The following is a 25,718-nucleotide window of genomic DNA, read 5'->3' as shown; positions in this document are numbered from 1 at the left end:
ACGAACCGCACCTGCTCGGGTCGCCCGTCGGCGCCCGTACTGACGACCTCGGCGCGCTTGATCGATCCGGCCCATTCGGGATAGGCGGGGAAGTCGGCGATGACCGCCATGACCTCTGCGCGGCCGGCGCCGATGGTGGTGCTCGAAGTGGTGCGATCAGCCATGCGACCACCGTAATGCAGAATCCGCCCGTTGCGGCGGAGCGCCGGTCACGGGCCGCCCGGCTCACCATTCCAGGACGAACGGCTCACCATTCCAGGACGAACGGCTCTCCTTTCCCGCGGAAGTGGCCGACGTTCACGCACTCGGTGCGGCCGACGCGGGCGCGGCGGTGGAGGGGCTGGTGGACGTGGCCGAACAGGGCGTAACGCGGCTGGGTGCGCCGGATGGCCGCCAGCGTGGCCTCGCTGCCGCGCTCGAAGCGCCTGGCCACGACGTCGTAGAGCAGCTCGGGCAGGGCGGGCGGGATGTGGCAGCACAGCACGTCGACCTCGCCGATCGCCTCGACCTTGGCGGCGTACTCCTCGTCGCCGATCTCGTACGGGGTGCGGTAGGGGGTCTTGAGACCGCCGCCGACGAAGCCGAAGCGCAGGCCGCCGATCTCCACCACCTCGCCGTCGAGCACCTGATGGCCCGGTTTGAGGTAGTCGGGCCACAGGCGGGGAATGTCCACGTTGCCGTAGGTGAGGTAGGCGGGGGTGGGCATGGCGGCGAAGAGGGTGGCGTACTGGGCGCGCACGTTGCGCTCGATGTGCTCGCGCGGGTCGCCGTCGAGGGTGGCCCACAGCCGCGCCGACATGGCCCTGGCCTCCTCGAAGCGCTTGGCCGTGCGCAGGGCGATGAACTCGGCGGCCCGCTCCGCGCCGAACAGGTCGGCGAAGATGCCGTTGGCGTGGTCGTCGTAGTCGATGAAGAGGATCAGGTCGCCCAGGCACACCAGCGCGTCGGCGCCCTCGCCCGCGCGGGCCAGCGCGTCGGCCCTGCCGTGCACGTCACTCACCACGTGGACCCTCATGGGGAAATCCTAGGTGGGACGGCTGCTAGCGTGATGAACGCCCTTCATAACGCTCCCATGACGATGCTACCGGCGCGTAACTTAAGGCGGTAACGTCCAGGCGGTCCCCGTAGAGGAGTTGAAAGTTCGTGCGCGAGTACAGCGTCCCCGTCCTGGTCGATGTGCCTGCCTCAGCAAGCCTGCCGGACACGGTCTTCGACCGGGCCGAGCGGGAGCCCGGCACCGTGATCATGCGCCGCAAGACCGACGACGGCTGGCCCGTCGTGACCGCGGGCGAGTTCCGCGACCAGGTGGTCGAGGTGGCCAGGGGGCTCATCGCGGCCGGGATCGAGCACGGCGACCGGGTCGCGCTGATGTCGCGCACGCGTTACGAGTGGACGCTGGTCGACTACGCCCTCTGGTCCGTCGGCGCGGTCACCGTCCCCATCTACGAGACCTCGTCGGTGGAGCAGGTCCGGTGGATCCTGGCCGACAGCGAGGCCAAGGCGGCCTTCGTCGAGCTCGACGCGCACGAGGAGACCGTCCGCGAGGCCGCGCCCGAGCTGAAGGCCGTCTGGCGGGTCGAGGGGCGGCTCGACGCGGAGGGCGTGCCCGACTCGGCCGTGGAGGAGCGCAGGAAGAAGGTCGTCGCCGCCGACCTGGCCACGATCGTCTACACCTCGGGCACCACCGGCCGTCCCAAGGGCTGCCGGATCACCCACGACAACCTGCTGTTCACCGCGCTCAACGTGCTGCGCGGGCCGCTCGACCGGCTGTTCAGCTCGAACGCCCCGGCGGCGCTGCTGTTCCTGCCGCTCGCGCACATCTTCGCGCGGATGATCCAGGTGGTGCTGGTCGAGGCCGGCGCGATCATGGCGCACACCCCGAACATGAAGAACGTCGCCCCCGACCTCCAGGACTTCAAGCCGACGTTCCTGCTGGGCGTGCCGCGCGTGTTCGAGAAGGTCTACAACGGCGCCGAGCAGAAGGCCGCCGCGGGCGGCAAGGGCAAGATCTTCGCCCGCGCCGTCGACGTGGCGGTGGCCTGGAGCAAGGCGGAGGCGTCCGGCGGCGCGCCGCTCGGCCTGCGGCTGCGTCACCTGCTGTTCGACCGGCTGGTCTACGCCAAGCTGCGGGCGGCCACCGGCGGCCGGCTGTCGGCCGCCGTCTCCGGCGGCTCGGCGCTCGGCGACCGGCTCGGCCACTTCTTCCGGGGCGTCGGCATCGAGGTCTTCGAGGGCTACGGCCTGACCGAGACCTCCGCCCCCATCTCGGTCAACATGCCGGGCGGGAACAAGATCGGCACGGTCGGCAAGCCGCTGCCCGGCGTCTCGGTCCGCATCGGCGACGACGGCGAGATCCTGGCCAAGGGCCGCAACGTCTTCCATGGCTACTGGAAGAACGACGCCGCCACCGCCGAGGCGGTCGACGCCGACGGCTGGTACCACACGGGCGACGTCGGCGAGCTCGACGCCGACGGCTACCTGCGCATCACCGGCCGCAAGAAGGAGATCCTGGTGACGGCCGCGGGCAAGAACGTCGCCCCCGGCCCGCTGGAGGACGCGCTGCGCGCCCACCCGCTGGTGTCCCAGGCCATGATCGTCGGCGAGGGCCGTCCGTTCGTCGCCGCGCTGGTCACGCTCGACCCCGAGGCGACGCCCGCCGGCCGCAGCGCGGCCGAGCTGCGCACCGACCCGGCGATCCTGGCGCAGGTGCAGGAGGCCGTCGACCGGGCCAACGGCACGGTGTCGAAGGCCGAGCAGATCAAGAAGTTCACGATCCTCGACACCGACCTCACCGAGGAGAGCGGCCACCTGACGCCCACGCTGAAGGTCAAGCGCAACCTGGTGATGCGCGACTACGCCAACGAGATCGACGAGCTCTACGGCCACTAGCCGTCAGGCGGCCCCGACCAGCTCACCGGCCGGCTCATCGGCCGGCTCATCGGCCGGGTCGCCCGCCCGCTCGGTCGCGGTCAGGATCGCGGCCAGGGCCTGGCGGGTGGCCTGGAGCTCGGCCAGCTGCTCGTCCAGGCCGGTGAGCCGGCCGCGGAGGGCATCGAGGGTGCACGCGTCCAGCACCTCGCCGGAGCCGGAGGCGCACGGGAGCACGTCCCTGATCACTTTGGTCGGCAGGCCCGCGGCGAGCAGCGTGCGGATGCGCCGGACCACGACGGGCGCGTCCGTTCCGTAGCGCCGGTGACCGCCGTCGGCCCGGTACGAGGTCAGCAGCCCCTGCTCCTCGTAGTAGCGCAGCAGCCGGGGGCTGACCCCGGTCTCCGCGGAGAGCGCGCCGATCTTCACGTGATGCTCCTCACACCGCTTGCATCTCACATCGATGTGAGCTTCTAGCGTGACGTCCATGAGAGAAATTCCTCGCGAAACTGTACAGACGTTCACCATTGGCGGAGACCTGGAGGTGCGCCGGATCGGCTACGGGTCGATGCGGCTGGCCGACGCCCCCGACCCCGCGCGGTCGGCGATGGAGGCGCCCATCTGGGAGGCGCCGGCGGACCGGGCGGGCGCCGTGGCCGTGTTGCGCCGGGCGGCCGAGCTGGGCGTGAACCTCTTCGACACCGCCGACTCCTACGCGCTCGGCGCCAACGAGGAGCTGATCGCCGAGGCGCTGCACCCGTACGGGGACGGCGTGGCGGTGGCCACCAAGATCGGCGTGCTGCGGCCCTCGCCCGCCGAGTGGGTGCCGCTCGGCCATCCGGCCTATCTGCGCCAGCAGGCCGAGCTGAGCCTGCGCCGGCTGCGGGTGGAGCGCATCGACCTGCTGCAGCTGCACCGCCTGGACCCGGCCTACCCGCTCGCCGACCAGATCGGCGCGCTCAAGCAGCTCAGGGACGAGGGCAAGGTCCGGCACATCGGCCTGTCGGAGGTGAGCGCCGAGGAGCTGCGCCAGGCGGCGGAGATCACGCCGATCGCGGCCGTGCAGAACATGTACAACCTGGCCACCCGGCAGCACGAGGACGTCGTGGACCACGCCGCCGCGCACGGCATCGCGTTCCTGCCGTTCTTCCCGATCGCGGCGGGCTCCCACGCCGGGCCCGGCACGCCGCTGGCGGCGGTGGCGGCCGAGATCGGCGTCACCCCGGCCCAGGCGTCGCTGGCCTGGCTGCTGCGCCGTTCCCCCACGGTGATCCCGATCCCGGGCACCTCCTCGATCGGGCACCTGGAGGAGAACGTGGCGGCGCTGTCGGTCGAGCTCTCCGACGAGCAGTACGACCGGCTGTCGGCGGCGGTCGCTTGAGGCCGCCGTCCGGAAGCGGGGGCGCGGCGCGGCCCCGCAGCCGGCGACGGGCCTCATCTCGGGACGGGCCGCGCCTCGGCCAGGACGAGCCGGCCCGCCCGCTCCGACAGCGCCTGCCTGGCCGGCTCCGGCAGGCCGGTGTCGGAGACGACCACGTCGGCCTCGCCGAGCTCGGCGATCGTGCTGATGCCGACGGTCCCCCATTTGGTGTGGTCGGCCAGCACGACGAGCCGGGAGGCCGCCTCGACCAGCGCGCGGTCGGTCTCGGCCTCCATCATGTTCGGGGTGGTGAAGCCCGTCCTCGCGGTCATGCCGTGCACGCCCAGGAAGAGCAGGTCCACGTTGAGCCGGCGGATCGCGGCGACCGCGACCGGGCCGACCAGGGCGTCGGACGGGGTGCGCACGCCGCCGGTGAGCACGACCGTCTGGTCGGGACGGCCGGCGTGCTGGAAGACGTCGGCGACGCGGACGGAGTTCGTCACGACGGTCAGTCCGGGGACCTGGCCCAGGTGGTGGGCGAGCGTCCAGGTCGTGGTGCCGGCCGAGAGGGCCACGGCCGTGCCGGGGCGGACGAGCGCGGCGGCGTGCCCGGCGATGGCCTGTTTCTCCTCCTCCTGCTGCACGGACTTGGCGGCGAAGCCGGGCTCGTTCGTGGCGCCGATGGTGGTCGCGCCGCCGTGCACCTTGGCCAGCAGGCCGCGCTCGGCCAGCAGCTCCAGGTCGCGCCGGATCGTGATGTCGGAGACGCCGAACGTCCGCACCAGGTCCACGACCCTGACGCCGCCGTTCTGCCGGACGAGGTCCAGGATCGCCTGCTGACGCTGCGGGGCGAGCATCGCATCACCAGATCCCAACAGGTTCCGACACATCCCGTCCGCATCATGACATGACACCGGCCTGGTGAATGCGTCGAAAACGTCATGAAACAGTGCGTTGACAGCGGTAGGGCTTCGTCTTTCGATGAATGGGTGTGAGCGAACTCGGGGGAATCTGAAGGGTCCGGCAAGGAGGAACCACCATGGACCGACACATGCCGATCTCCCGCCGCCGTCTACTCCTCGGAGCCGCCGCGTTCGGCGTGCCCGCCGTCCTCGTCGGGTGCGGGTCCGGCAGCCCCTCCCCCGGGCCCGGCAGGTCGTCCGGCGGCGGGACGGGCACGGTCACGATCGGCTCGAACGCCTCCGACGAGGTGCCCAAGAAGGCCCTGGAGACCGTGCTCAAAGGCTTCACCCAGGCCGTCCCGAAGGTCAACACGGTCGACCACAACACGTTCCAGGAGAACATCAACCGCTATCTCAAGGGCACGCCCGACGACGTGTTCACCTGGTTCGCCGGCTACCGGATGCGCTTCTTCGCCGAGCAGGGCCTGGCGACCGACATCTCGGACGTGTGGCGGGAGATCGGCGGCGACTACACGCAGGCGTTCAAGGACCAGTCGACCGGCACCGACGGCAAGCAGTACTTCGTGCCGTTCACCTACTACCCGTGGGCCGTCTTCTACCGCAAGAGCCTGTGGCGCGCCAAGGGGTACGAGCCCCCGAGGACCCTGGACGAGTTCACCGCCCTGGCCAGGAGGATGAAGGCCGACGGGCTGGTCCCGATCGCGTTCGCCGACAAGGACGGCTGGCCGGCGATGGGCACGTTCGACATCCTCAACATGCGCACGAACGGCTACGACTTCCACATCTCGCTCATGGCCGGGAAGGAGTCGTGGACCGACCCCAGGGTCAGGCAGGTCTTCGACACCTGGCGGGGGCTGATGGAGTACCACCAGCCGGCCGCGCTCGGGCGCACCTGGCAGGAGGCCGGGCAGTCGCTCGCGCAGAAGAAGACCGGCATGATCCTGCTGGGCATGTTCGTCGCCCAGCAGTTCCCCGAGGCCGACCGCGACGACATCGACTTCTTCACCTTCCCCGAGATCGACCCCGCCCACGGCACCGACTCGATCGACGCCCCCATCGACGGCTACATGATCTCGGCCAAGGCCCGGAACGTGGACGGCGCCAAGGCCCTGCTCAAGCACCTGGCCAAGGGCTCGTCCCAGAACGAGGCGACCAAGCTCGACCCGGGCACGCTGGCGTCCAGCTCCAAGGCCGACACCAGCGGCTACAGCGCCCTGCAGAAGCGCGGCGCCGAACTGGTCTCCCAGGCCACCCACCTGGCGCAGTTCCTCGACCGCGACACCCGGCCGGACTTCGCCTCCACCGTGATGATCCCGTCCCTGCAGGCGTTCGTCGGCGCGCCGAACGAGATCGACTCCCTGCTGGCGGGCATCGAGAAGCAGAAGGCCAACATCTTCCGCTGATGACCGTCAAAACCCGTCGCTACTCCGCCCGGGACGTGACCGTGCTGGTCATCGGGCTGGGGATGGCCGTCATCGTCAACGTGGGCCTCATCTGGGGGCCCGCGCTGGCCTCCGTCGCGCTGTCCGGCACCGACTGGAACGGCATCGGGCCGATCGAGTGGGTGGGCGGGCGCAACTACCACGACCTGGCCACCGCCTACCCGCCGTTCTGGTCGGCGGTGCGCAACAACGTGTTGTGGCTGGGCTTCCTGGGGCTGGTCGCGACGCCGTTCGGGCTGTTCTGCGCGGTGCTGCTGGACCGGCGGCTGCGCTGGTCGCGGGTCTACCAGAGCGCGCTCTACCTGCCGGTCGTGTTGTCGCTGGCCGTGGTGGGCTTCATCGCCCAGCTCGTCTACTCCTCCGACTACGGCGTGCTGAACGCGGTCACCGGCCTGACCGTGGACTGGCTGGGCGACCGGTCGATCAACATCTGGGTCGTGATGGTCGCGGCCGGCTGGCGGCACGTCGGCTACGTCATGATCATCTACCTGGCCGGGCTCAAGGCCGTGGACCCGGCGCTGAAGGAGGCCGCCGCCATCGACGGGGCCACCGAGGCGCAGGCCTTCTTCCGCGTGGTGTTCCCGACGCTGCGGCCGGTCAACGTGATCGTGCTGGTCATCACCGTGATCGAGGCGCTGCGCGCGTTCGACGTCGTCTACGCCGTCAACAAGGGCAGGAACGGCCTGGAGCTGCTGTCGGTGCTGGTCACCGAGAACATCGTGGGCGAGGCCGGCCGCATCGGCTTCGGCTCGGCCATCGCCGTGATCCTGCTGGTGATCTCGCTGGGGTTCATCGTCACGTACCTGTCGCAGCTGTTCAAGGAGGAGCGATGACGCTCACCGCGCCCGCCGCCGCTCCCCCGGCCCAGGACCGGCGGCCGCCCGCGCGCCGGCCCGTGCGGCCGCTGCGCGTCCTGCTGCACGTCTTCCTCGCGCTGGTCGCGCTGGGCTGGGTGCTGCCGCTGGCCCTGTCGGTCTACGCCTCGCTGCGGCCGTACGCGGAGACGGCCCGGCTGGGCTACCTGTCGGTGCCCGAGCACCTCACGCTCGGCTACTACGCCGAGGCGTGGAGCCGGGCCGAGCTGCCCCGCTACTACCTGAACACGCTGATCATCGTCGTCCCCGGGGTGCTGGTCACGCTCTTGCTGGCCTCGTTCACGGCGTTCGCGGTCGCGCGGGTGCGCGTCCCGGGGCGCAAGGCGCTGCTGATCGTGTTCACCGCCGGGAACCTGATGCCGCCGCAGGTGCTCATCACCCCGCTGTACACCCTCTACACGCTGGTGCCGCTGCCCGCCTGGCTGTCGGACTCCCAGTCGCTCTACGACTCCTACCTCGGGCTGATCCTCATCCACGTGGCGTTCCAGTTCGGCTTCTGCGTCTTCGTCATCGCGAACTTCATGCGGACGATCCCGGAGGAGATCACCGAGGCGGCGCTCGTGGACGGCGCGAGCGTGTGGAAGCGCTACTGGCGGCTCACGCTGCCGCTGTGCAGGCCGGTGCTGGCGGCGCTGGCCACCTTGGAGTTCACCTGGATGTACAACGACTTCCTGTGGGCGCTGGTGCTGATGTCCTCGGGCGACAAGCTGCCGGTGACCTCGGCGCTGAACAACCTGCGCGGCCAGTTCTTCACCGACTACAACCTGCTGGCGGCCGGGTCCCTGCTGGTGGCGCTGCCCACGCTGGTCGTCTTCCAGCTCCTGCACAAGCAGTTCGTCGCCGGGCTCACGCTGGGCTCGACCAAGGGCTAGGTGTACCTGGCCAAGGTCAGGAGGGTCGGAGCAGGGCGTGGAAGCGGGTGGCGACCTGCTCCCACGTCCACTCGCGGGTGATCCAGTCGCGGCCGCGGGCGCCCATCTTGCGTGCCCGCGCGGGGTCGGAGAGCAGGTCGACGACGGCCTGGGCGACGTCCGCGACGTCCGCGCCGTCCACGACCAGGCCCGTCTCCCCGGGCCGGACGGCGTCCGGCGCGCCGCCGGAGTTGCCCGCGACCACCGGCAGGGCGGTCGCCGACGCCTCCAGGAAGACGATCCCGAGGCCCTCGACGTCCACGCCGTTCCAGCGGGTGCGGCAGGGCATCGCGAAGACGTCGGCCGCCGCGTAGTAGCCGGGCAGGCTCGCGGCGGGGACCGTGCCGGTGAACCTGATCGACTCGTGCCCGCCCGCCAGGCGCTCCAGCCGCGACCGGTACGGGCCGCCGCCCACGAGCAGCAGCACCGCGTCCGGCACCGCGCGCAGCACCCTGGGCCAGGCCCGGATGAGCTGGTCCTGGCCCTTGCGCGGGACCAGCCGGGACACGCAGGCCACCACCGGCCGGCCGTCGAGGCCCAGCGCCGCCTTGGCGGCCCGCGGGTGGAACTGGTCGACGTCGACGCCGGGCGCCAGGCGGACGAGCTTGTGCGGGGGGATCGCCGCGGCCAGGCGCTGCCGCGTGTAGTCGCCCAGATAGGTCACCACGTCGGCGTGCGCGCCGATCCTGCGCAGCACCGAGCGGAAGCCCGGCGCGCCCGCCCACGACGCCTCGTGGCCGTGGGTGAGCATCACCACCCGCCGCGCGCCCGCCGCGCGCAGGCGGGGCGCGAGCAGGCCGAGCGGCGCGGCCGCGCCGAAGACGACGGTCTCGGCGCGGTGCTCGGCCACCAGCCCGGCCGCCCTGCGCGCGACGGCCGGGGTGGGCAGCATCAGCCGCGTCGGGTGCCGGACGACCCGGTACGGCTGACGCCGGTCGAACTCCTCGCATCCCGGCCAGGCGGGGGCGTAGACGGCCACACCCGGCGTGCGGAGCGCGAGTCCGTGCACGAACGACTGGATGCCGCCCGGCCTGGGCGGGAAGTCGTTCGTCACGAAGACCACGTCGGTCACGGTTCGGGGACGCCGTTCAGTCTCGCCCACGAGCGGGCCAGGGCGTTGCGCTCGGGGCTGGAGGGATGGGAGGCATAGAGCACATATTCCACCGCATCCGGCGACAAGTCGGAAATGTTGGTTATGGCGAGGCGTTTCTGCATCGCGACGAACGTGGCCGGATCCCTGGTGAGGTCGAGGGCGTGCACGTCGGCCCGCGCCTCCACGTGCCGCGTGATCAGGTTCTGGGCCGGGTCGGAGACCAGCGAGGCCAGCGTCATCAGCCCCATGAGCACGCCGATGGCGCGCGGGTCGGCCACCGAGGCGATCCCCGTGCGCCGCCGCAGCGGCCCGACCAGCAGGAACAGGCCGATCGCCCCGAAGGCGGCCAGCAGGCCGCCGAGCAGCGTGCCGTCGAGCACGTCGGCGTGCTTGGCGTGGCCCAGCTCGTGCGCGACCACCAGCTCGACCTCCGACTCCGGCGCCTTGAGCAGCGTGTCGTAGACGACGATCCGGCGGGTGGCCCCGAAGCCCGACACGTACGCGTTGAGCGCCGTGGTGCGCCGCGAGGCGTCGGCGACCAGCACGTCCTCGACCGGGACGCCGTCCCGCTCGGCCATGGCCAGCAGCTCCGACCGCAGCGAGCCCTGCGGCATGGAGGTGAAGTCGTTGAACAGCGGCTCGAACACCACCGGGTAGACGTACGACACGCCGAGGGTGAGCGCGAACGCGCCCACGGCGGCCGGGATCCACCAGCGGCGCACCTTGCGGGCCAGCGCCACGAGGGCGAGCAGCATGACGGCCGTCAGCAGCACGCCGACGCCGGTGTTCTTGAGCCGGTCGGCGGCCCAGCCCGCCCAGTCCTGGGTGGACAGGCCGTAGTCGCGCAGGATCGTCTCGAACCACATGCCGAGCGGCCACCTCAGCACCTCGGTGATCGCGGTGAGCACCACCACGCCGAGGATCACCCGCACCCACCACGGGCCCCTGAGCACGCCCAGCACCTTGGCCGCGAACGGCGTCAGGACCAGCAGCCCGGCGAACAGGACCGTGAGGCCGAGCGAGATGTAGCCGGGCAGGGTGGTGGCCGCGTCGAACGCCTGCGCCCTGGCGATCTGGGCGGCGCTGAAGTCACGGGCGGGGTCGGGGGCGACGGCGGGCGCGCCCGCCGCCAGGACCCGCCAGGGGGTGGTGAACGCGACCACGGCCAGGATCACGCCGCCGACCAGGGCCAGGGCGGCGCCGGCGGCGCGCCTGGAGCGGGATTCCACGCGTTGCCGTTCGCGGGCGATCAGGTGCTCCGCCGTTCCCGTCAGCTTGCCGGTTCCTGGACGGGCCTCGACGCCTTCGGCGAAGGGGGTGGCGGGATCGCCCGCGCCCTTGCCACGGCCCTTGCCCTCGCCTCCACCTTTGCCGCCCTTGCCGGGGTGGTCCGGGGGCTCGTCGGGGGCCTCGGGGCTCCTGCCGGGGGTGTCCGTGCCATCGGCGGCCTGCGCGCAGGGCTGGGCGTCGGTGGCGGGGGCGTCGGCGTGGGTCGCGTGGGGGCGGTCGTCGGGGGTGGGGGGTCGGGGGTGACGGGGGTCCTCGGTGTCGGGGTCGGCGTCCGCGTCGGGGCGGGCGTCCGGATAGTCCGGATCGTCGGCGTGGCCCGGGGACTCGGGGGGCTCGTTGGTGCCGGACGGCTCCGGCGGCGCACCGTCACCGGGCCGGTCTCCGCCGTCGTCCCTGATGGCCACACCGCCGCCGTGCGCCGCCGCGACCGCCGTGCCGGGCTCGTCGGCCCCTCTGGCGACCGCTCCGGCGGGCTCGTCCCCTTCCCGGGGCGGGTCGTTCCGCTCGCTCATCTGCCTCCCCTTCACGCGAGCTGCTCTCGTACGTACTCGCGCCACCGTGCCGCCAGCGTCTCGGCGGTGAGCCCCACGGAGGCGAGCGCCTGATCGACGCCGGCCACGCGGGCATCACGGTAGAGCCGTACCAGGGTCCCGTCACCGAACCGGTCTGCGAGGAAGCGACACGCCATCCATGCCTCCTGGTACGCCCGCGCGAGCCGTCCGGGATCGGCGGCCGTGGGGGCGAAAGCCGCAGGTCCGGGCAACTCGCTCGGCAGCCGGCCGGCCTGTACGTCGGCGGCGAGTTCGGCGGCGGCCGTCCTGACGGGGAGCCCCGCGTCGCGGTAGGCCACGTAGTCGGCGAACCCCTCGTAGAGCCAGACGGGCAGCCGGTCGGTGCCCGCGGCGACGTGGGTGAGCTCATGGGTGAGGACGACGTCGCGTCCCGTGGGGGTGAGCCGGGCGAACGAGCCGGGCACGACGATCACCCTGGCGCCGTCGGCAACCGCGGCCAGCCCGTCCAGCGGGCCCGTGCCGGCCAGCCCGGCCGCCTCAGCGTCGGAGTCCGGCACGACGACCAGCGCGCGCACCGGCCGGCCGAGCACCGCGGACACCCGCCGTCCGGCGAGGTCCGCGCGGCGGGCCAGATCGGCGAGCACGCCGGGCTCCGCGCGGTGCCCCACGACCACGGACCGCGCGCCGCGGGCCACCTGACCGCCGTCGCTCCACAACCCGCGCGCCCCGGCGGGCAGGACGGCGGCGGGCGGCGCGTCGGCGACCACGAGCACCGCCGTCGACAGCAGCAGGATCGAGAGGAGCAGCCGCGGACCGCGAAGGGACGGACGCACCTGCGAGGACACGGCCCGATGCTAGTAGGCCCACGCCCCTCCCGGCCCCTTCCCGAGACCGGGCCCTCCGCCGGACCGATCCCGTCGCGGAGCCGGGCCCTCCGCCGGACCGGGTCCTGCTCGGGGCCGGGCATGCGACAGGCCCCGGCCCGGACCGGGGAGGGTCCGGGCGGGGCCCGTTGTCACGCGCCGGGACGCACCGCGCCGACGAACGACGACTTCCGCCATCCGCCCAGTTTGTCGATGCGCACCCGTTCGCCGGTCCGCGGCGAATGGACCATCTTGCCGTGGCCGACGTACATGCCGACGTGGCCCAGCCCGTTGAAGAACATCAGGTCGCCCGGCTTGAGATTGCGCCAGGAGACCTTGCGCTTGATGCGGGCGAACTGGCTGTTCGTCACGCGCGGGAGTCGTACCCCGGCCTTCTTCCAGGCGTACTGGACGAGTCCGGAGCAGTCGAACGCACCAGGGCCCGTGGCCCCGTACCGGTACGGGTCGCCGACCTGATGCTTGGCGACGGCGACGGCCCTGCGGGCCTTCGACGCCTGCCGCGCGGCCTTGGCCGACTTGGCAGACCTGACGGTCTTCGCCGACTTGGCCGACTTCGCAGTGGCCGCCTTGGCGGTGCTGGACACCGCGGTGAGCCTGGCGGCCGATTCGCTCACCGTCTGCGCCCCGGCCGGCACGGCATGGAGAACCGCACCTCCGGCCGTCACGGTCATCGTGAGTGCGACGCCCCTCAGGGCAAGACGGGACAGACGGGGGTTATGCAGGGAGGTAGACAGGATTTCTCCTTGTGTCTTCCACGAACGCCTACCGGGTTAGCTGACGGATTCGGGCCTGGAAGTCGCCCTACGGCGCGAAGACGCGCCGATTCACCCCTGATCCCGGGGGATGACGGGATCTGTGGGTCCCCGGCTCCGTGCCTCCTGGCTGCACGGACTCGGCAGGTCGCCGCCCGATGGTTGTGCCTGAACGGGGATATCGGCGGCGACCGCTGGATTTTTATCTGGTCCGCATCGGGGTTCCGATGTCGATCCGCGGTGCGCATGGCTTGCTGACCGCGACGCCAGAAACTACGCCGAGGGGTCAAGATTTGGCAAAGGGAGACTCGGCCTGTAAAGATCAGATAAAGGTGCAAGTAAAGGGTGAAACCCCTGCTGGACCTCAGGGTTCCGTTACCGGTTTGTGACCCTTCTCACACTTCCCGACACACCCGATTGTCAGGGCACTTTCGCCCCGTTTGTCCCGTTCGCCGCAGCGATCACGGGCACGCCGAAGCCGCCCGAGATTTAGGGCGGGGGCCGAGTCAGGGGCGGATGGCTCCGACGAGCGGGCGGCCGTAGTCGGCGAGGCGGACGACCTTGACGACGTCGCCCGTCTGCGGCGCATGGACGATCTTGCCGCCGCCCGCGTAGATGCTGACGTGCCCGAGCCCCTCGCTGAAGATGAGGTCACCCGGCTGGAGGTCCTTGAGGTCCACCTTCCGGCTCGCGCCCCAGGCCCACTGCTGCCAGGTCGTACGCGGCAGTGAGACGCCGGCGGCGCGCCAGGCCGCCTGCGTCAGCCCTGAGCAGTCGTAGCCGCGCGGGCCCGTGCCCCCGTAGATGTACGGCTTGCCCACCTGGGCGAAGGCGAAGTTCAGGACGGCCGCCGCGCTGCCCGAGGCGGGACCGGTGTACTTGATGCCGGTGCTGTTGGGGTTGCCCGGGTTGTAGGCCCCCAGCTTGTCCAGGAGCTTCTTCTGCTGGCCGACCAGCTTCAGCACCTCGGCCCGCTCCCGCTGGACGGCGTCCCGCTCCTTGTCGGCGTCGGCGAGCGCGGTCTCGGCGTTGTCGCGCTCGGCCTTGAGCCCCTTGTTCTCGCGGTCGAAGGCGGCCAGCTTCTCCAGCCGCTCGCGCGAGAGCTGCCCGGCCATGGCCAGCCCGGCCAGCAGGTTCTCGGGGTCGTCGACGCCGACCATGCCGGGCAGGGACGTGACGTCCCCGCCCAGCTTGTAGGAGTCCACCGCCACCCTGATGATCTCGGCGCGGAGGTCGGCGACCGTCTGCAGCTTCTGCTTGTAGCGGTCGTTGAGCCTGGTGTAGGCGTCCTTGGCCTTCTTGTAGTTCTCGGTCGCCGTGTTGTACCGGTCGACGACCCTGTCGGCCTTGTCGTTCAGCTTCTCCAGCTTGGCCTTGGCCTGTTTGAGAGTGGGCTTGGGATCAGCGAGCGCCGCACCCATCGGGACCGTCATCAGTCCGATCGCGAGACCCGCGGCCACCGTCACCCGGCCAAACCTCACAGCGTCGCCTCCCAGGGATTACACCTGGGGCGAAATAGTACAGAAGTGGCGGGTTGGGTCTCGCCAATAGTGCTAATTCGTAACTTATGCGCGGCCCAACCGGCGCAGCAGCAGACCGGACGGAACCGGTCTGGCGCCCATCCGGCGTACGGACTCGGCGACCTCGCGGTCGGAGGAGACGACGGCCATGGCCCGGCCGGGCGGCTCGGCCCGGACGAGCTGGCGGATCAGGTCGTCGGCGATCTCCCCCGGCGCGCTGAACAGCACCCGCACCCCGCGCGGCGCCACCACCTGCACCGGCGCGTTGAGCTCGGCGCCGTCGAAGACCACCGTCACCTCGACCCGGGTCTGGGCGACCAGCCCGCCGAGGCCGGTCATCAGCCGGTTGCGCTGGTCGGCGAGGGTGAGCGTGCCGTAGCCGGTCTTCGTGACGTTGTATCCGTCGATGATCAGGTGGACCTGCGGCAGCGCCAGGAGCTGGTCGAGGAGCTGCGGGTCGTCGTCGGCCAGGGCCCGCGCGGGCACCCCGCGCACCCCCGGACGCTCGCCGGTGCTGGCCGCGACCGAGTCGGCGGGCCTGCTGATCGTGGTGGGCAGCGCCAGCTCCCTGCGCAGCCCGGCCGAGGCGTCCTGAAGGGCGTCGAGCAGCACCCTGATGCGGGCGTCCTCGATGCTGCGGCCCTCGCGGGCGGCCCGGCGGGAGGCTTCGAGCTGCCTCTCCACGTCGGCCAGGCGCTCGCGCAGGCGGCGCAGCTCGGCCTCGCCCGCGTTGCCGGCGGCGGAGGCGGCGTGCCGGGCGTCGTCGGCGGCCTGTTCCATCTCCTCGGCCCTGCGGGTGGCGGCCTTGGCCCGCTCGCGGGCGTCGTGGAGCTTGCGCCGCAGGTCGGAGTTCTCGGCGCGGGCCGCCTTGATCTGCTCGCGCAGCCGGTCGGCCTCCTCCTTGGCGGCGGTCTTCTGGGCGGCGAGCTGCTCGCGCAGCCGCGTCACCGCCTCCTCGCGCTCGGACCCCTCGGCCGCCACGGCGGACTGCTCCAGGTCGGCGCGGGCGGTTTCGATCATCTCCGCCCAGCCGGGGGGCCTGGTGAGATAGGCTGCGGCAGCCACCAGCACGGGGTCGGCGGCGGGCGGCACACTGCCCTCGGCCAGCGCGGCGACCAGCTCGGGCCATCCGGCGGCGACGGACTCCGCGACCAGTTCGCGGAACTTCTTGTCGTTCTCCAGTTGCGCGGCGATCGGCGCGCTGCCCAGCTTGGCGCGCTTGCGCGGGTCGAACTTCGCGATGCCGCGCAGCGGCGGCGGCACGGAGACGGCGGGCATCGTGCCGAGAACCTGGGCGGCCAGGTCGACGACGTTGAGGCGCACCTGCTCGGGAAGCGGGCGAGACAGGCCTTCACCCGCTGAACTCATCCCACTTGTCCCTTCGTGACATGCCCTTTCAGACAAGGGTACGGCTCTTGCGTACCTGACCGTAACGGTCCCTTGAACCTAGACAAGCGCTTGGTAGGGGGTATACGACTGAGCCGGGGCAGCGGTGCGGCCTGGAGGTGAGCGGTGACGGAACAGATGCGCACGTCCACGCGTGACCTGGAGGAACTGCGCGAGCGGGCGTCCCGCTGGCTGCGCGGACGGGTCGGCGGGGACGCCACGGTGTCGGAGCTGTCGCGGCCCTCGGGCAACGGCATGTCGAGCGAGACGCTGTTCTTCACCGCCACCTGGGCCGCCGGGACGCGGCGGTGCGTGGCCAGGCTCGCACCTGCGGCGGAAGCCGTTCCGGTGTTCCCCTCCTACGATCTGCGGGCCCAGTTCGAGGTCATGCGGCTGGCCAGGGAGAAAGCTGGGATCCCAGCGCCGAGACCGCTCTGGTTCGAGCCCGACCCCGCGCCGCTCGGGACGCCGTTCTTCGTCATGGAGCGGGCCGAGGGCGAGGTGCCGCCGGACGTCATGCCGTACACGTTCGGGGGCTGGCTGCACGACGCCTCCCCCGGCGACCGGCGGCGGCTGCAGGAGGCGAGCGTCGGGCTCGTGGCGGCGCTGCACGAGACGCCGTACACCGGGCAGGACGTCGCGGTGCTCGGCCCGCTCGCCCCCGGCGGCACGGACGGCCTGCGCGCGCACGTCGAGGCCCAGCGCGCCTACTACCGGTGGGCGCACGGCGCCCGGCCGATCCCCGTGCTGGAGCGGGCCTTCGACTGGCTCGGCTCACACTGGCCGGACGACCCCGGCCCCGACGTCCTGACCTGGGGCGACGCCAGGATCGGCAACGTGATGTACCGCGACTTCACGCCGGTGGCGGTGCTCGACTGGGAGATGGCCGCCGTGGGCCCGCGCGAGCTGGACCTCTCCTGGATGATCTTCCTGCACCGCTTCTTCCAGGACCTCGCGGTGACGATGGGCCTGCCCGGCATGCCGGACTTCATGCGCCGCGACGATGTTTGCCAGAAATATTGCGAAATAACTGGCTACGAACCCCGCGACCTCGACTTCTACGAGATGTACGCCGCCCTCCGCCACGGCGTCATCATGGCCCGGGTGTGGCAGCGCAGGATCCACTTCGGCGAGCAGCCCATGCCGGACGACCCCGACGACCTGGTGCTCCACCGGGCCGCCATCGAGGAGCTGCTCACCCGCTAGCGTCGTAGACCAGCAGCGCGATCTGCACCCGGTTGTTCAGGTCGAGCTTGGTCAGGATGCGCGAGACGTGCGCCTTGACCGTGGGCACGCTCATGAACAGCTCCCGCCCGATCTCGGCGTTCGACCTGCCCTGCCCCACGGCCAGCGCGACCTCGCGCTCCCGCTCGCTCAGCCGGCCGAGCAGCCCCCGCGCCCGCTCGGTGCGGTCGCGGCCGCCCCCGTCGGACACGTGCGAGATGAGCTGCCGGGTCACCGCCGGCGACAGGATCGGCTCCCCCGCGGCCACCCGCCTGACGGCGTCGACCAGGTCTCCGGGCGGGATGTCCTTCAGCAGGAACCCGGCCGCCCCCGCGCGCAGCGCCCGCACGACCTGGGCGTCGGCGTGGAAGGTGGTCAGCACCACGACCTCGGGCGGCGAGGCGGTGCGGCGCAGCGCCTCGGTCGCGGTGAGCCCGTCGACGCCCGGCATGCGGATGTCCATCAGGACGATGTGCGGCCGGTGCTCGGCCACCCGCGGCGGCACCTCGGCCCCGTCGGCCGCCTCGCCCACGATCTCGATGTCCGCGGCCCCGCCGAGGATCATCGACAGCCCGGCCCGCACCATCGCGTCGTCGTCCACGATCAGCACCCTGATCGGCGCGTCCATCTGCCCTCCGTCGGTCAACGTCCGTCCCCGTCCTGCTCCGGCGGCCACGGCAGCCAGGCGCGTACCCGGAACTCGCCGCCGGTCACGCCGTGCTCCAGCCGGCCGCCGGCCAGCTCGGCCCGTTCGGTCAGCCCGATGAGCCCGGCGCCCGCCCCCGGCATGCGCGGCCCGTGCCGCGACCACACCGGGTTGCGCACCTCGGCCGAGACCCCCTCGCCCGGCTCGCCCGCCACGGCCACGGCCACCGGCGCGCCGTCCGCGTGCTTGCGCGCGTTGGTGAGCGCCTCCTGCACGATGCGGTAGACGTTGCGGCCCGCCCCGGCCGGGACGCCGTCGGCGGCGCCCAGGTCGAGGCGTACGTCCATGCCGGCCTGGCGGCACTCCTCGACCAGCGCGGGCAGGTCGGCGAGCGTCGGCTGCGGCCGGTCGGGCACCGGGTCGGCGGCCCCCGGCGGGGTGTGGCGGAGCACGCCGATCACCTCGCGCAGGTCCTGGAGCGCCAGGTGGGCGTTGCTCCTGATCGCGCCGGCGGCCCTGGCGACGTCCTCGGCGGGCGCGTCGGGACGGAACTCCAGCGCCCCGGCGTGCAGGCTGAGCATCGAGATGCGGTGGGCCAGCACGTCGTGCATCTCGCGGGCGATGCGCTCGCGTTCGAGCCGCTTGGCGTCCTCGGCGGCGGTCTCGGCCCGTTGCCTGAGCGACCAGACGAGCTGCCGCCTGGCCCGGATGACGATGCCCCAGGCGTAGACGGTCAGCACGATCGTGACCCCGAACGCCGCCCCCCACAGCGGCGTCAGGTCCTCCTGGGGCCGCAGCAGCACGTACGGGGCCAGGGTGACCAGCGCCAGCAGCGTGACGGGCCCCGACACCTTGAACGGCCGGTGCACCGCCACGGTGAACAGCGCCACCAGCGAGGCCCCGCCGACCAGCTCCAGGTAGGACGACAGCAGGATCGTCACCAGCGCGAACCCCACCGGCCAGCGCCGCCGCAGCCACACCCCCGCGCACGCCAGCGCGCCCACGATCTGCTCGACGGCCAGCAGCGGCTCGGGCTCGTTCCTGATCTCCTCCAGGCTGATGAACGTCACGCCGCAGGCCAGCAGGAACAGCGCGATGTCGGAGACCCAGTCGAGGGTCGAGCGCCGCACCCGGCCCCCGCGCCCGTCGCCGAGCAGCGTGGACGGCAACGCCCACCGGTATTCCAGGGCCGGATCGCCCTCCCCCCGCAGTTCCCTCACATTCGTCGAGGTTATGCCCTGCGCGGGAGCCGGCGACAGCGACCAAAGTCGGTGTCGTCGCAGACCGATGGCCGAGGCGGGCGGGCCGCCGCGGCGGCGAGTGTGGACGGCATGAAAGCGGTGGTGGAGGTGTTCGGCTGGCTGCTGATCCTGCAGGGGGTCGGCGGGCTGCTCAACACGCTGTTCGGCTGGTGGGGGTGGGCGCACGGCCTGCTCGTCGTCAATGTGCTGCCCTTCCTCGACGGTTACGAGGTCTTCGCGGCCGTCGTGATCGGCGTGCTGGGGTTCGCGCTGCTCTCGGTGGCCGGCGCGGCCGGGCGGACGGCCGGCGGGGCGGAGGAGGGCCGATGAGCGGGACCGCGCTGCGTCCGCCGCGGCACCGTCCCGACCGCCGGGCGGTGGCGTGGTGGACGGTGCAGTGGCTCGTCCTCATGGTCCCCCTGGCGGCGGCGGCCGTGGGCGCGTACCTGGTGTTCACGCCGCGCACGCCGGGGCTGGGGGTGGCGGCGGTGGCGTTCGCGGCGGCGTGCCTGCTGGTGGCGCTGGCCGAGCCGCGGGCGGCCTACCGGGTGCAGCGGTGGGAGGTCACCGAGGAGGCGGTCTACGTCCGCCAGGGGTGGCTGACGCACACGTGGAAGGTGGCGCCGATGTCGCGGATCCAGCGGGTCGACACCGAGCGGGGGCCGGTGCAGCGGCTGTTCGGGCTGGCCGACGTCACCGTGACCACCGCCTCCTCCGCCGGAGCCGTCAAGATCACGGCGCTGGACCACCGGCTCGCCGCGGACCTGGCCGAACGGCTCACCGCGCGCACCCAGGCGACGCCCGGGGACGCGACGTGACCGGCTGGCAGCGGCTGTCGGGCCGGGGCCTGTGGAACGCGGCCGCCAGGTCGCTGGCGTTCGCGGCCGGCGCCGTGGCCGCGCTGGCGCGGTTCCTGGTGGGCCAGGACTGGGAGGCGGGCGGCGTCGTCGCCGCGTGCGCGGGGGCCGCCGTGCTGATCGTGGCGGGGGCGGTGGCCTACGAGGCGGCCCGGCTGCGGACGACCGCCTGGCGGCTCACGTCCGACCGGCTCGAACTGCGCTCGGGCGTGACCGTGCGGCAGCACCGCGCGGTCCCGCTGGACCGGGTGCGCAGCGTGGACCTGCGCGCCGACCCGGTGCGCCGGGCGTTCGGCCTGACCGTGGTCAAGGTCGGCACCGGCGAGCGCGCGGCCGAGGGCTCGGAGCTGGTGCTGGACGCCCTCGACCGGCACTCGGCCGAGATGCTGCGCCGCACGCTGCTGCGCCAGGACGCGCCCGCGCCCGAGGACGGTCCCCTGGCCGAGCTGCGCTGGTCGTGGATCCGGTACGCGCCCCTGTCGGTCTGGACGTTCACCGGGGCGGCGGTGGTCCTGGGCGCGGCCTACAAGGGGCTCGGGGCCGTCGGGCTCAAGGACTTCACCGACCGGGCGGCGAGCGGCCTGTGGGGCTGGGTGAGCGCGCAGCCGTGGCTCGCCGTCCCGCTGGTCCTGGCGCTCAACGCGGCCGTCGGCGCGCTCGGCGCGTTCCTGCTGTACGCCGAGTCCTGGGGCCGCTACCGCCTGGAACGCGAGCCCGGCCGGCTCAGGCTGCGCCGCGGGCTGCTGACCACGCGTTCGCTGACCCTGGAGGAACGGCGGCTGCGCGGCGTCGAGATCAGCGAGCCGCTGCTGCTGCGGCTGGGCGGCGGCGCCCGGGTCAAGGCCGTCGCGACCGGCCTGGCCAAGACGGAGGACGAGACCGAGGACGTGGCCGCCCTCACCCCGCCGCTCCCCCGCGCCGAGGCCGCCCGCGTCGCCGCCGCGATCGCGAACACGACGGCGGGCGTCGGGACAGGCCCGGGGATCGGCGCGGGGGCGGAGATCGGCGCGGGGGCGGGGATCGGCGCGGGGGCGGGGATCGGCGCGGGGGGCGCGTCTTTGGTCGTGCATCCGGTGGCGGCCGGGCGGCGGCGGGTCGTGCGGGCGCTGGTGGCCACCGTCGTGCTGACGGCGGGCGCGGGGCTCGCCTGGTGGCTGCTGCCCGCGTCGTGGCCGCGCGCGTGGGTGTGGGCGGCGCCCGTCCTGGCGCTCCCGGTGGGGTTGTGGCTGGCCGCCGAGAGCCGGCGCGCTCTCGGTCACGCGCTGGGCCCGCGGCACCTGGTCACGCGCCGCGGCGCGCTCGTCCGCCGTACGGTGGCGCTGGACCGGGCCGGCATCACCGGCTGGACGTTCCGGCAGTCGTTCTTCCAGCGGCGCTCGGGCCTGCTGACCGTCTCGGCCTGCACAGCCGCGGGCGGCGGCCACTACGAGGTGCTGGACGTGGGCCGCGGCGACGGGCTCGACCTGGCGGCACGCGCGGTCCCGGGCCTGCTGGAGCCGTTCCTGACCGGCGGACAGGGCGGCGGCCCGGGCGACGGACAGGGCGGCGGACGGGGCAGTGGGCGGGGCGGCGGTCCGGGCGGCGGTCCGGACGGCGGGCGGCAGGCCGCGTGATCCACCACGGTTGCCCATGCCCCTGTAGCGGACAAGCCGTGATCGCGCGGCCCGGCGGCTTTCTGGTCAATACGCTATTTGTCGCGCTTGCAACCGAGTTGCAGCCTTGTTGACCGTTGAGGTAGATCGCCCGCCGGGAGGATGATCCCCGCGCCGCGGAGCCGGCCACCTCGTTCGCCGGTCAGGGGCCGGGCCTGGCCCTGCTGTTGCTGCTGGTGGCCGCCCTGTCGGCGGCGGTGCTGGCACTCGGCAGGACCGTGCCGGCCCTGCACACGGCCGCCAAGCGGCGCGGGTACGAGCTGGCCGGGCTGAAGGCGTCGGGCGCGCGGGTGGCGGCGCTGCGGGTCGCGCTGCTGCTGGAGCAGGTGATCACGGTGGCCGCCGGCACGCTGGCCGGGCTCGCCGCCGGGCTGACGGCGGCCAAGGTGGCGCTGGGCCGCATCCCGCAGTTCACCGTGCCGCCGGGCACGCCGCCGCTGCCGCACGAGGTCGCTGCGGTGCCGGTCGCGCTCGTCGTCGGCGCGGCCCTGCTGGTCAGCCTGCTGGTCGCGGGGGCGGTGTCGGAGCTGCTCCTGCGCGGCATCCGCGTCGAACGGCTCCGTGAGGCCCCCGCGTGACGTCCGGTCGAGGGCCGCGTGAGGCCCGCGTGACGTCCGGCTGAGGGCGTCCTGACGCTCGCGTAGGGGCCGCCTGACGCTCGCGTACGGGTCGCCTGACGCCCGCGCCCTGACGCCCGCGCCCTGACGCGCGCCCCTGACGCCCGCGCCCCCACGTCCGCGCCCTGAGGTTCGCCGCGTGGGATCAGCTTCCGGCCGGCTGTTTGGCCAGCTCGGCCAGGTATGCCCTGGCCAGGGCGAGCGCGCCGTCCTGCGCCTCCTTGCGGGGCATGAGCCGGGCCTTGGGCGAGTTCGCCGGCTCGCCCTTGGGCCGCTCGGCGCCGGAGTAGTCGACCCTGACCACCAGCGCGCCGGTACGCGCGATCACCGTGCCGCTGGAGGCCGACACCTCTCCCTGCCTGGTCTGCACGAACTGGCCGTAGGCCTGCTCGCCGAGCCCCTCGATGTCGCGCAGCTCGCCCCACGTGATGCCGCCGATGGACGATTCGGCGGTCTTCCTGTCGCCGCCGTACTCGCCGGCGTAGTACGCCTTGGCCGCGCCCGGGTCGATCGCGCCCGCCCGGTTGGTGAAGCGGTGGGTGGTGATCAGCAGGCTGCGGATCCTGACGTTCCCGGCCGTGCCCGGCAGGTCGAGGTTGAGCCAGCGGCACTCGGTCTCGTTGTCGTTGCCCGACTCGGTGGCGCGCGCCCTCGTGGTGGGCTTCGGCACCAGGCGGGTGGCTGCCTCCGTGACGGCCTGGCAGGCAGGCGGGAAGGCGGCCAGCTCCGTGGGCGAGGGCGTCGGGCGGGCGGCCGGGCTCTGGGTGGCCGGGGCCTGGTCGGCCTTGGCCAGCACGCCGGGGTGTTGCGCCTGCCAGGCGGCCACGCCCTTGGCGAAGTACGCGATCAGGCCGCTGACCTCGCGGATCGCGTTCTCCTCGGTGATGGACCTGGTGCTCTCGTTGGACAGGATCTGCGCGTCCTTGCGCTGCTGCCCGGCCTGGAACTTGACCCGGATCGTCATGTCCCCGACCTGGGCGTGGGCCTGGCCGAAGGAGTACCACAGCAGCTTGCCGTCGCGCCGCCAGGTGTACTGGGCGAACGCCCCCTCGCCGACGCCGGTGACGTCCTTGACCGGGGAGACGTACTCCTTCTCGTCGGGGTCGAGCGAGGGCTTGGCGGTGGCTCCGTACTTGGCGCCGCGGTAGTCCATCTCGTAGGAGTTCTGGGCCATCGAGCGGCCGGTCTTGGCGCCCTCGCCCTTGTGCTGCTCGATCCTGACGTCGATCTCCCTGCTGCGCCAGAACTCGCCGAACGAGATGCGCTGGTTCTGCCAGTTGCAGGTGAAGGCGACGGTGTAGTCGGAGTCCCTGGAGGACTTGCTCACCGTCGCGCCGGGCGCCAGCCGTTCGGCCTCGTCCGCGGGCAGCATCGAGCAGGCGTCCGGGCCGGGGGCGGCGGCGGCCGGCACCACGGACCGCGCCGCCGACGACGACGGCCCGGCGGCCGTCCCGCCGCCGCCCTTGCCGGACAGCAACAGGTAGGCCCCCACGCCGCCGCCGGCCACGACCACCACCAGGGCCGCGGCGAGGGTGGGCAGCAACCACGCCGGGCGGCGTCCGGGCCGACCGGCGGGCGGCCCGCCCATCGGCCCCGTGGGCGGCTCCGGCGGCGGCCCCCACTGCGGCCCCGACGGCGGCCCCCACTGCGGACCGGGCTGAGGAACAGGCTGAGGAACAGGCTGTGGGCCCGGCTGCGGGTGAGGCGGCGGGCCCGGCTGCGGACCGAAGGGCGGGCCGGGCGGCGGTGTCGGCGGCCTTCCCTGCGGCTCGAACCGCCGGCCCGGCACCGGATGAGGGGTGGTCGGCGGCTCGTACTCGCTACCGGGATTCACTGCGACTCCTGAGATTGCCCTGACTTGCGGTGAGACATGGCGAAATGCCCCTTGCGGCACGCACAACGATCATCCCGGCAGCGCCCCGGAGACCGCCCGGGCGATCCGCAGCGCCGTCTCCTTGTCGACCGGCGCCTTGACCGACACCTCGTCGCGGTGCCAGATCACCTCGCCGAGCAGGTTGCTGGACCGGAAGAGCACGATGCTGTCGAACCGGCCGACCGTGCTGGAGGACATCAACAGCTCGAACCGGTTCTGCACGAACGCCGCCTCCCCCACCCCCGCGACGTCCACGACCTCACCGGCGGCCATCCGCGCCCGGGTGCCCTGCGCCGCGTTCCTGGTGCCCTTCTCGCTGGCGAACCGGCGCGCGGCCACCTGCGGCCCGCCGAGGTCGCCGTCGGGCTTCTCGACCCAGGTCCGTACGGTGATCCGCCGGCCCCGCCGCTCCTCCAGCCCCGCGACCCACTGGCACTCGCCGTCCCGCGTGGCGCTGCGCCGGACGGCGCCCTTCGCCAGCTCGGCGGCCTGGGCGTCGCTCAGCAGGCGGCAGGGGTCGGGGGCGGCGGCGTACCGGCCGGTCTCCGGCTGACCGGCCAGGGCGTCCACGGCGTACCAGCCGGCGCCGAGCACCGCGACGCCGGACGCGACGGCCACCGGCAGCAACCACCGCCGGCGACGCCCGGGGACCGGGCCGGAGCGCACCGGCGCGCCACTGAGCACCTGCCGGACCTGGGCCGCCGTGGGACGGGCGGCGGGTTCCTTGGCCAGCATCGCCATGAGCAGCCCGCCGAACTCGCGGCCCGCCCGCGCGGGGAAGGGCGGGTCGTGCAGCAGCACCGCCGCCGCGACCGCCGCGGGCAGCTGCCGCTCGAACGGCGCCCGACCCTCCACGGCGGTGTACAGGCTGGCGCCCAGCGACCACAGGTCGGACTCCGGGCCCGGCGCCTGCTCGTTGAGCCGCTCGGGCGCCATGTAGCCGGGCGAGCCGCCGCTGCCGGCGCCGTCGCCCTGACCGCCCATGGGGACGGCGATGCCGAAGTCGGTCAGCATGGCCGAGCCGTCGGCGTCGAGCAGGATGTTGGCCGGCTTGACGTCGTGGTGCAGGATGCCGTGGGAGTGCGCGACCTCCAGCGCCGACAGCACCTGCAGCCCGATGCGGGCCGCGTACGGGGGCGGCAGCGGCCCGTTCTCCCTGATCACCTTGTCCAGGGACCGGCCGGTGACCAGGTCCATGATGATCCACGGCTGGTCGCCGTCGAGCACCACGTCGTGCACCAGCACGATCGCCGGGTCGCGCAGGCGTCCGGCCGACCTAGCCTCGTGGATGGCGCGGTCGGCGAACTCGGCCCGCTGGTGGGGGCTCAGCCCCGGCGGCACCCGCACCTGCTTGACGGCGACCTCGCGGTCGAGCGTCTCGTCCAGCGCCCGCCACACCGTGCCCGCGCCGCCCTGCCCGAGCTGCTCGACCAGCCGGTAGCGGCCGGCCAGCAGGTAGTGGTCACTTCGCACGGCGCAACGCCTGCTCGCTCGCCCGGGCCGCCTTGATCGCCGCCTGCCGGACGTCCTCGTCGGTCGGCTTGTCGGCCAGGGTGGCGTACTGGACGGCCACCACCAGGTTGGCGATCCGGTAGTAGACGTGAGCCGAGTGGACGCGGCCGGTCTTGCCCTTCAGCTCGAACGCGAACGCCTCCTCGCCAAGGCCCGCCAGGTCGTGGACGGGGGTGCGGGTGGAGCGCATGTCGGTCTTGACGCCGATCTCCGGCCAGGTCCAGTGACGTGCGAATAGGGATCGACGTGGGCGGCACCCACACCGATGCCGTGCTCATCG

Annotated in this window: 24 protein-coding genes and 1 riboswitch; of the genes, 10 read left to right on the top strand and 14 right to left on the bottom strand. The window is 73.0% G+C overall.

The features are described from left to right. Nucleotides 1-247: 247 nt before the first annotated feature. Nucleotides 248-1,015 (bottom strand): metallophosphoesterase family protein, encoded by a 768-nt coding sequence (locus ACWCSD_RS19990; RefSeq protein ID WP_387666192.1) that lies wholly within the window; start codon nt 1,013-1,015, stop codon nt 248-250. Nucleotides 1,016-1,143: 128 nt separating this feature from the next. Between ACWCSD_RS19990 and ACWCSD_RS19985 the strand changes: the two genes are divergently transcribed. Further along, nucleotides 1,144-2,889: an AMP-dependent synthetase/ligase gene (locus ACWCSD_RS19985; RefSeq protein ID WP_449916733.1), complete on the top strand. Its 1,746-nt coding sequence runs from the start codon at nt 1,144-1,146 to the stop codon at nt 2,887-2,889. 3 nt (nt 2,890-2,892) lie between these two features. Here the strand turns inward: ACWCSD_RS19985 and ACWCSD_RS19980 are convergent, their stop codons facing one another. Next, nucleotides 2,893-3,297: a MerR family transcriptional regulator gene (locus ACWCSD_RS19980; RefSeq protein WP_449916732.1), complete on the bottom strand. Its 405-nt coding sequence runs from the start codon at nt 3,295-3,297 to the stop codon at nt 2,893-2,895. Between the two features lie 58 nt (nt 3,298-3,355). On the opposite strand from ACWCSD_RS19980, the gene ACWCSD_RS19975 reads away from it, so the two are divergent. After that, nucleotides 3,356-4,249, top strand: coding sequence for an aldo/keto reductase (locus ACWCSD_RS19975; RefSeq protein WP_449916729.1), 894 nt, complete (start codon nt 3,356-3,358; stop codon nt 4,247-4,249). A 53-nt stretch (nt 4,250-4,302) separates the two neighbouring features. Here the strand turns inward: ACWCSD_RS19975 and ACWCSD_RS19970 are convergent, their stop codons facing one another. Next, nucleotides 4,303-5,085, bottom strand: coding sequence for a DeoR/GlpR family DNA-binding transcription regulator (locus tag ACWCSD_RS19970; protein WP_397162223.1), 783 nt, complete (start codon nt 5,083-5,085; stop codon nt 4,303-4,305). Between the two features lie 182 nt (nt 5,086-5,267). On the opposite strand from ACWCSD_RS19970, the gene ACWCSD_RS19965 reads away from it, so the two are divergent. Genes ACWCSD_RS19965 through ACWCSD_RS19955 form a run of 3 tightly spaced genes read left to right on the top strand, consistent with a single transcriptional unit; the run spans nt 5,268 to nt 8,340 of the window. Further along, nucleotides 5,268-6,554 carry an ABC transporter substrate-binding protein gene (locus ACWCSD_RS19965; RefSeq protein WP_397162224.1) on the top strand — a complete coding sequence of 429 codons (1,287 nt, stop codon included), beginning with the start codon at nt 5,268-5,270 and terminating at the stop codon, nt 6,552-6,554. Beyond that, on the top strand, nt 6,554-7,426 hold the full coding sequence (locus ACWCSD_RS19960; RefSeq protein WP_352322927.1) for a carbohydrate ABC transporter permease: 873 nt from the start codon (nt 6,554-6,556) through the stop codon (nt 7,424-7,426). Before ACWCSD_RS19965 ends, ACWCSD_RS19960 begins: the two co-directional genes overlap by 1 nt. After that, nucleotides 7,423-8,340: a carbohydrate ABC transporter permease gene (locus tag ACWCSD_RS19955; RefSeq protein WP_358294118.1), complete on the top strand. Its 918-nt coding sequence runs from the start codon at nt 7,423-7,425 to the stop codon at nt 8,338-8,340. The genes ACWCSD_RS19960 and ACWCSD_RS19955 overlap by 4 nt, the downstream gene beginning before the upstream one ends. A gap of 16 nt (nt 8,341-8,356) precedes the next feature. Here ACWCSD_RS19955 and ACWCSD_RS19950 read toward each other — a convergent pair whose 3' ends face one another. The 6 genes from ACWCSD_RS19950 to ACWCSD_RS19925 form a co-directional block, all read right to left on the bottom strand. Next, the gene (locus ACWCSD_RS19950) at nt 8,357-9,451 is read right to left on the bottom strand and encodes a glycosyltransferase family 4 protein (RefSeq protein ID WP_397162225.1); all 1,095 of its coding nucleotides are present in this window, start codon (nt 9,449-9,451) and stop codon (nt 8,357-8,359) included. Beyond that, complete coding sequence (locus ACWCSD_RS19945; RefSeq protein WP_449916725.1) at nt 9,448-11,274, bottom strand: M48 family metalloprotease; 1,827 nt, start codon at nt 11,272-11,274, stop codon at nt 9,448-9,450. The genes ACWCSD_RS19950 and ACWCSD_RS19945 overlap by 4 nt, the downstream gene beginning before the upstream one ends. A gap of 11 nt (nt 11,275-11,285) precedes the next feature. Beyond that, a complete protein-coding gene (locus ACWCSD_RS19940; RefSeq protein ID WP_397162227.1) occupies nt 11,286-12,119 on the bottom strand; it encodes a hypothetical protein in 834 nt (277 codons plus the stop codon). 170 nt (nt 12,120-12,289) lie between these two features. Then, complete coding sequence (locus ACWCSD_RS19935) at nt 12,290-12,772, bottom strand: C40 family peptidase (protein ID WP_397162228.1); 483 nt, start codon at nt 12,770-12,772, stop codon at nt 12,290-12,292. A 130-nt stretch (nt 12,773-12,902) separates the two neighbouring features. After that, nucleotides 12,903-13,066: riboswitch (cyclic di-AMP (ydaO/yuaA leader) on the bottom strand. A 350-nt stretch (nt 13,067-13,416) separates the two neighbouring features. Then, entirely contained in the window at nt 13,417-14,343 is a 927-nt protein-coding gene (locus ACWCSD_RS19930; protein ID WP_449916722.1) for a C40 family peptidase, read from the bottom strand. A gap of 132 nt (nt 14,344-14,475) precedes the next feature. Next, a complete protein-coding gene (locus tag ACWCSD_RS19925) occupies nt 14,476-15,798 on the bottom strand; it encodes an NYN domain-containing protein (RefSeq protein WP_358294130.1) in 1,323 nt (440 codons plus the stop codon). Nucleotides 15,799-15,942: 144 nt separating this feature from the next. Between ACWCSD_RS19925 and ACWCSD_RS19920 the strand changes: the two genes are divergently transcribed. Next, nucleotides 15,943-17,022 carry a phosphotransferase family protein gene (locus tag ACWCSD_RS19920; RefSeq protein ID WP_449916718.1) on the top strand — a complete coding sequence of 360 codons (1,080 nt, stop codon included), beginning with the start codon at nt 15,943-15,945 and terminating at the stop codon, nt 17,020-17,022. On the opposite strand, the gene ACWCSD_RS19915 is transcribed toward ACWCSD_RS19920, so the two are convergent. Next, a complete protein-coding gene (locus ACWCSD_RS19915; protein ID WP_352353303.1) occupies nt 17,012-17,668 on the bottom strand; it encodes a response regulator transcription factor in 657 nt (218 codons plus the stop codon). The genes ACWCSD_RS19920 and ACWCSD_RS19915 overlap by 11 nt on opposite strands. A gap of 14 nt (nt 17,669-17,682) precedes the next feature. Next, nucleotides 17,683-18,906: a sensor histidine kinase gene (locus ACWCSD_RS19910; protein ID WP_397162231.1), complete on the bottom strand. Its 1,224-nt coding sequence runs from the start codon at nt 18,904-18,906 to the stop codon at nt 17,683-17,685. Between the two features lie 111 nt (nt 18,907-19,017). Here ACWCSD_RS19910 and ACWCSD_RS19905 point away from each other — a divergent pair, with 111 nt between their 5' ends. The 4 genes from ACWCSD_RS19905 to ACWCSD_RS19890 all read left to right on the top strand — a co-directional run bounded on the left by ACWCSD_RS19905 (nt 19,018) and on the right by ACWCSD_RS19890 (nt 22,014). Then, nucleotides 19,018-19,257 (top strand): hypothetical protein, encoded by a 240-nt coding sequence (locus ACWCSD_RS19905; RefSeq protein WP_358294134.1) that lies wholly within the window; start codon nt 19,018-19,020, stop codon nt 19,255-19,257. Beyond that, on the top strand, nt 19,254-19,745 hold the full coding sequence (locus ACWCSD_RS19900; protein ID WP_449916714.1) for a PH domain-containing protein: 492 nt from the start codon (nt 19,254-19,256) through the stop codon (nt 19,743-19,745). The genes ACWCSD_RS19905 and ACWCSD_RS19900 overlap by 4 nt, the downstream gene beginning before the upstream one ends. After that, nucleotides 19,742-21,397 (top strand): PH domain-containing protein, encoded by a 1,656-nt coding sequence (locus tag ACWCSD_RS19895; protein WP_449916711.1) that lies wholly within the window; start codon nt 19,742-19,744, stop codon nt 21,395-21,397. The genes ACWCSD_RS19900 and ACWCSD_RS19895 overlap by 4 nt, the downstream gene beginning before the upstream one ends. Before the next feature lie 215 nt (nt 21,398-21,612). Beyond that, a complete protein-coding gene (locus ACWCSD_RS19890; RefSeq protein WP_449916736.1) occupies nt 21,613-22,014 on the top strand; it encodes an FtsX-like permease family protein in 402 nt (133 codons plus the stop codon). A 184-nt stretch (nt 22,015-22,198) separates the two neighbouring features. On the opposite strand, the gene ACWCSD_RS19885 is transcribed toward ACWCSD_RS19890, so the two are convergent. The 3 genes from ACWCSD_RS19885 to ACWCSD_RS19875 form a co-directional block, all read right to left on the bottom strand. Next, entirely contained in the window at nt 22,199-23,641 is a 1,443-nt protein-coding gene (locus ACWCSD_RS19885; protein WP_449916708.1) for a hypothetical protein, read from the bottom strand. A 315-nt stretch (nt 23,642-23,956) separates the two neighbouring features. Next, nucleotides 23,957-25,399, bottom strand: coding sequence for a serine/threonine-protein kinase (locus ACWCSD_RS19880; protein WP_397162236.1), 1,443 nt, complete (start codon nt 25,397-25,399; stop codon nt 23,957-23,959). Further along, on the bottom strand, nt 25,389-25,628 hold the full coding sequence (locus ACWCSD_RS19875; protein WP_449916705.1) for a hypothetical protein: 240 nt from the start codon (nt 25,626-25,628) through the stop codon (nt 25,389-25,391). The genes ACWCSD_RS19880 and ACWCSD_RS19875 overlap by 11 nt, the downstream gene beginning before the upstream one ends. Nucleotides 25,629-25,718: the final 90 nt, after the last annotated feature.

The sequence above is a fragment of the Nonomuraea sp. NPDC001684 genome (assembly GCF_053596515.1).
The sequence above is the reverse complement of the archived record's forward strand: the minus strand, read 5'-3'. Positions and strand labels throughout refer to the sequence as shown.

What these genes read in the sequence shown, in the direction of transcription:
- ACWCSD_RS19990 (WP_387666192.1), bottom strand. Translation starts at nt 1,015, where the DNA reads ATGAGGGTCCACGTGGTGAGTGACGTGCACGGCAGGGCCGACGCGCTG.
- ACWCSD_RS19975 (WP_449916729.1), top strand. Translation starts at nt 3,356, where the DNA reads ATGAGAGAAATTCCTCGCGAAACTGTACAGACGTTCACCATTGGCGGA.
- ACWCSD_RS19970 (WP_397162223.1), bottom strand. Translation starts at nt 5,085, where the DNA reads ATGCTCGCCCCGCAGCGTCAGCAGGCGATCCTGGACCTCGTCCGGCAG.
- ACWCSD_RS19965 (WP_397162224.1), top strand. Translation starts at nt 5,268, where the DNA reads ATGGACCGACACATGCCGATCTCCCGCCGCCGTCTACTCCTCGGAGCC.
- ACWCSD_RS19960 (WP_352322927.1), top strand. Translation starts at nt 6,554, where the DNA reads ATGACCGTCAAAACCCGTCGCTACTCCGCCCGGGACGTGACCGTGCTG.
- ACWCSD_RS19955 (WP_358294118.1), top strand. Translation starts at nt 7,423, where the DNA reads ATGACGCTCACCGCGCCCGCCGCCGCTCCCCCGGCCCAGGACCGGCGG.
- ACWCSD_RS19945 (WP_449916725.1), bottom strand. Translation starts at nt 11,274, where the DNA reads ATGAGCGAGCGGAACGACCCGCCCCGGGAAGGGGACGAGCCCGCCGGA.
- ACWCSD_RS19930 (WP_449916722.1), bottom strand. Translation starts at nt 14,343, where the DNA reads ATGACGGTCCCGATGGGTGCGGCGCTCGCTGATCCCAAGCCCACTCTC.
- ACWCSD_RS19925 (WP_358294130.1), bottom strand. Translation starts at nt 15,798, where the DNA reads ATGAGTTCAGCGGGTGAAGGCCTGTCTCGCCCGCTTCCCGAGCAGGTG.
- ACWCSD_RS19915 (WP_352353303.1), bottom strand. Translation starts at nt 17,668, where the DNA reads ATGGACGCGCCGATCAGGGTGCTGATCGTGGACGACGACGCGATGGTG.
- ACWCSD_RS19905 (WP_358294134.1), top strand. Translation starts at nt 19,018, where the DNA reads ATGAAAGCGGTGGTGGAGGTGTTCGGCTGGCTGCTGATCCTGCAGGGG.
- ACWCSD_RS19900 (WP_449916714.1), top strand. Translation starts at nt 19,254, where the DNA reads ATGAGCGGGACCGCGCTGCGTCCGCCGCGGCACCGTCCCGACCGCCGG.
- ACWCSD_RS19885 (WP_449916708.1), bottom strand. Translation starts at nt 23,641, where the DNA reads ATGGGCGGGCCGCCCGCCGGTCGGCCCGGACGCCGCCCGGCGTGGTTG.
- ACWCSD_RS19875 (WP_449916705.1), bottom strand. Translation starts at nt 25,628, where the DNA reads ATGCGCTCCACCCGCACCCCCGTCCACGACCTGGCGGGCCTTGGCGAG.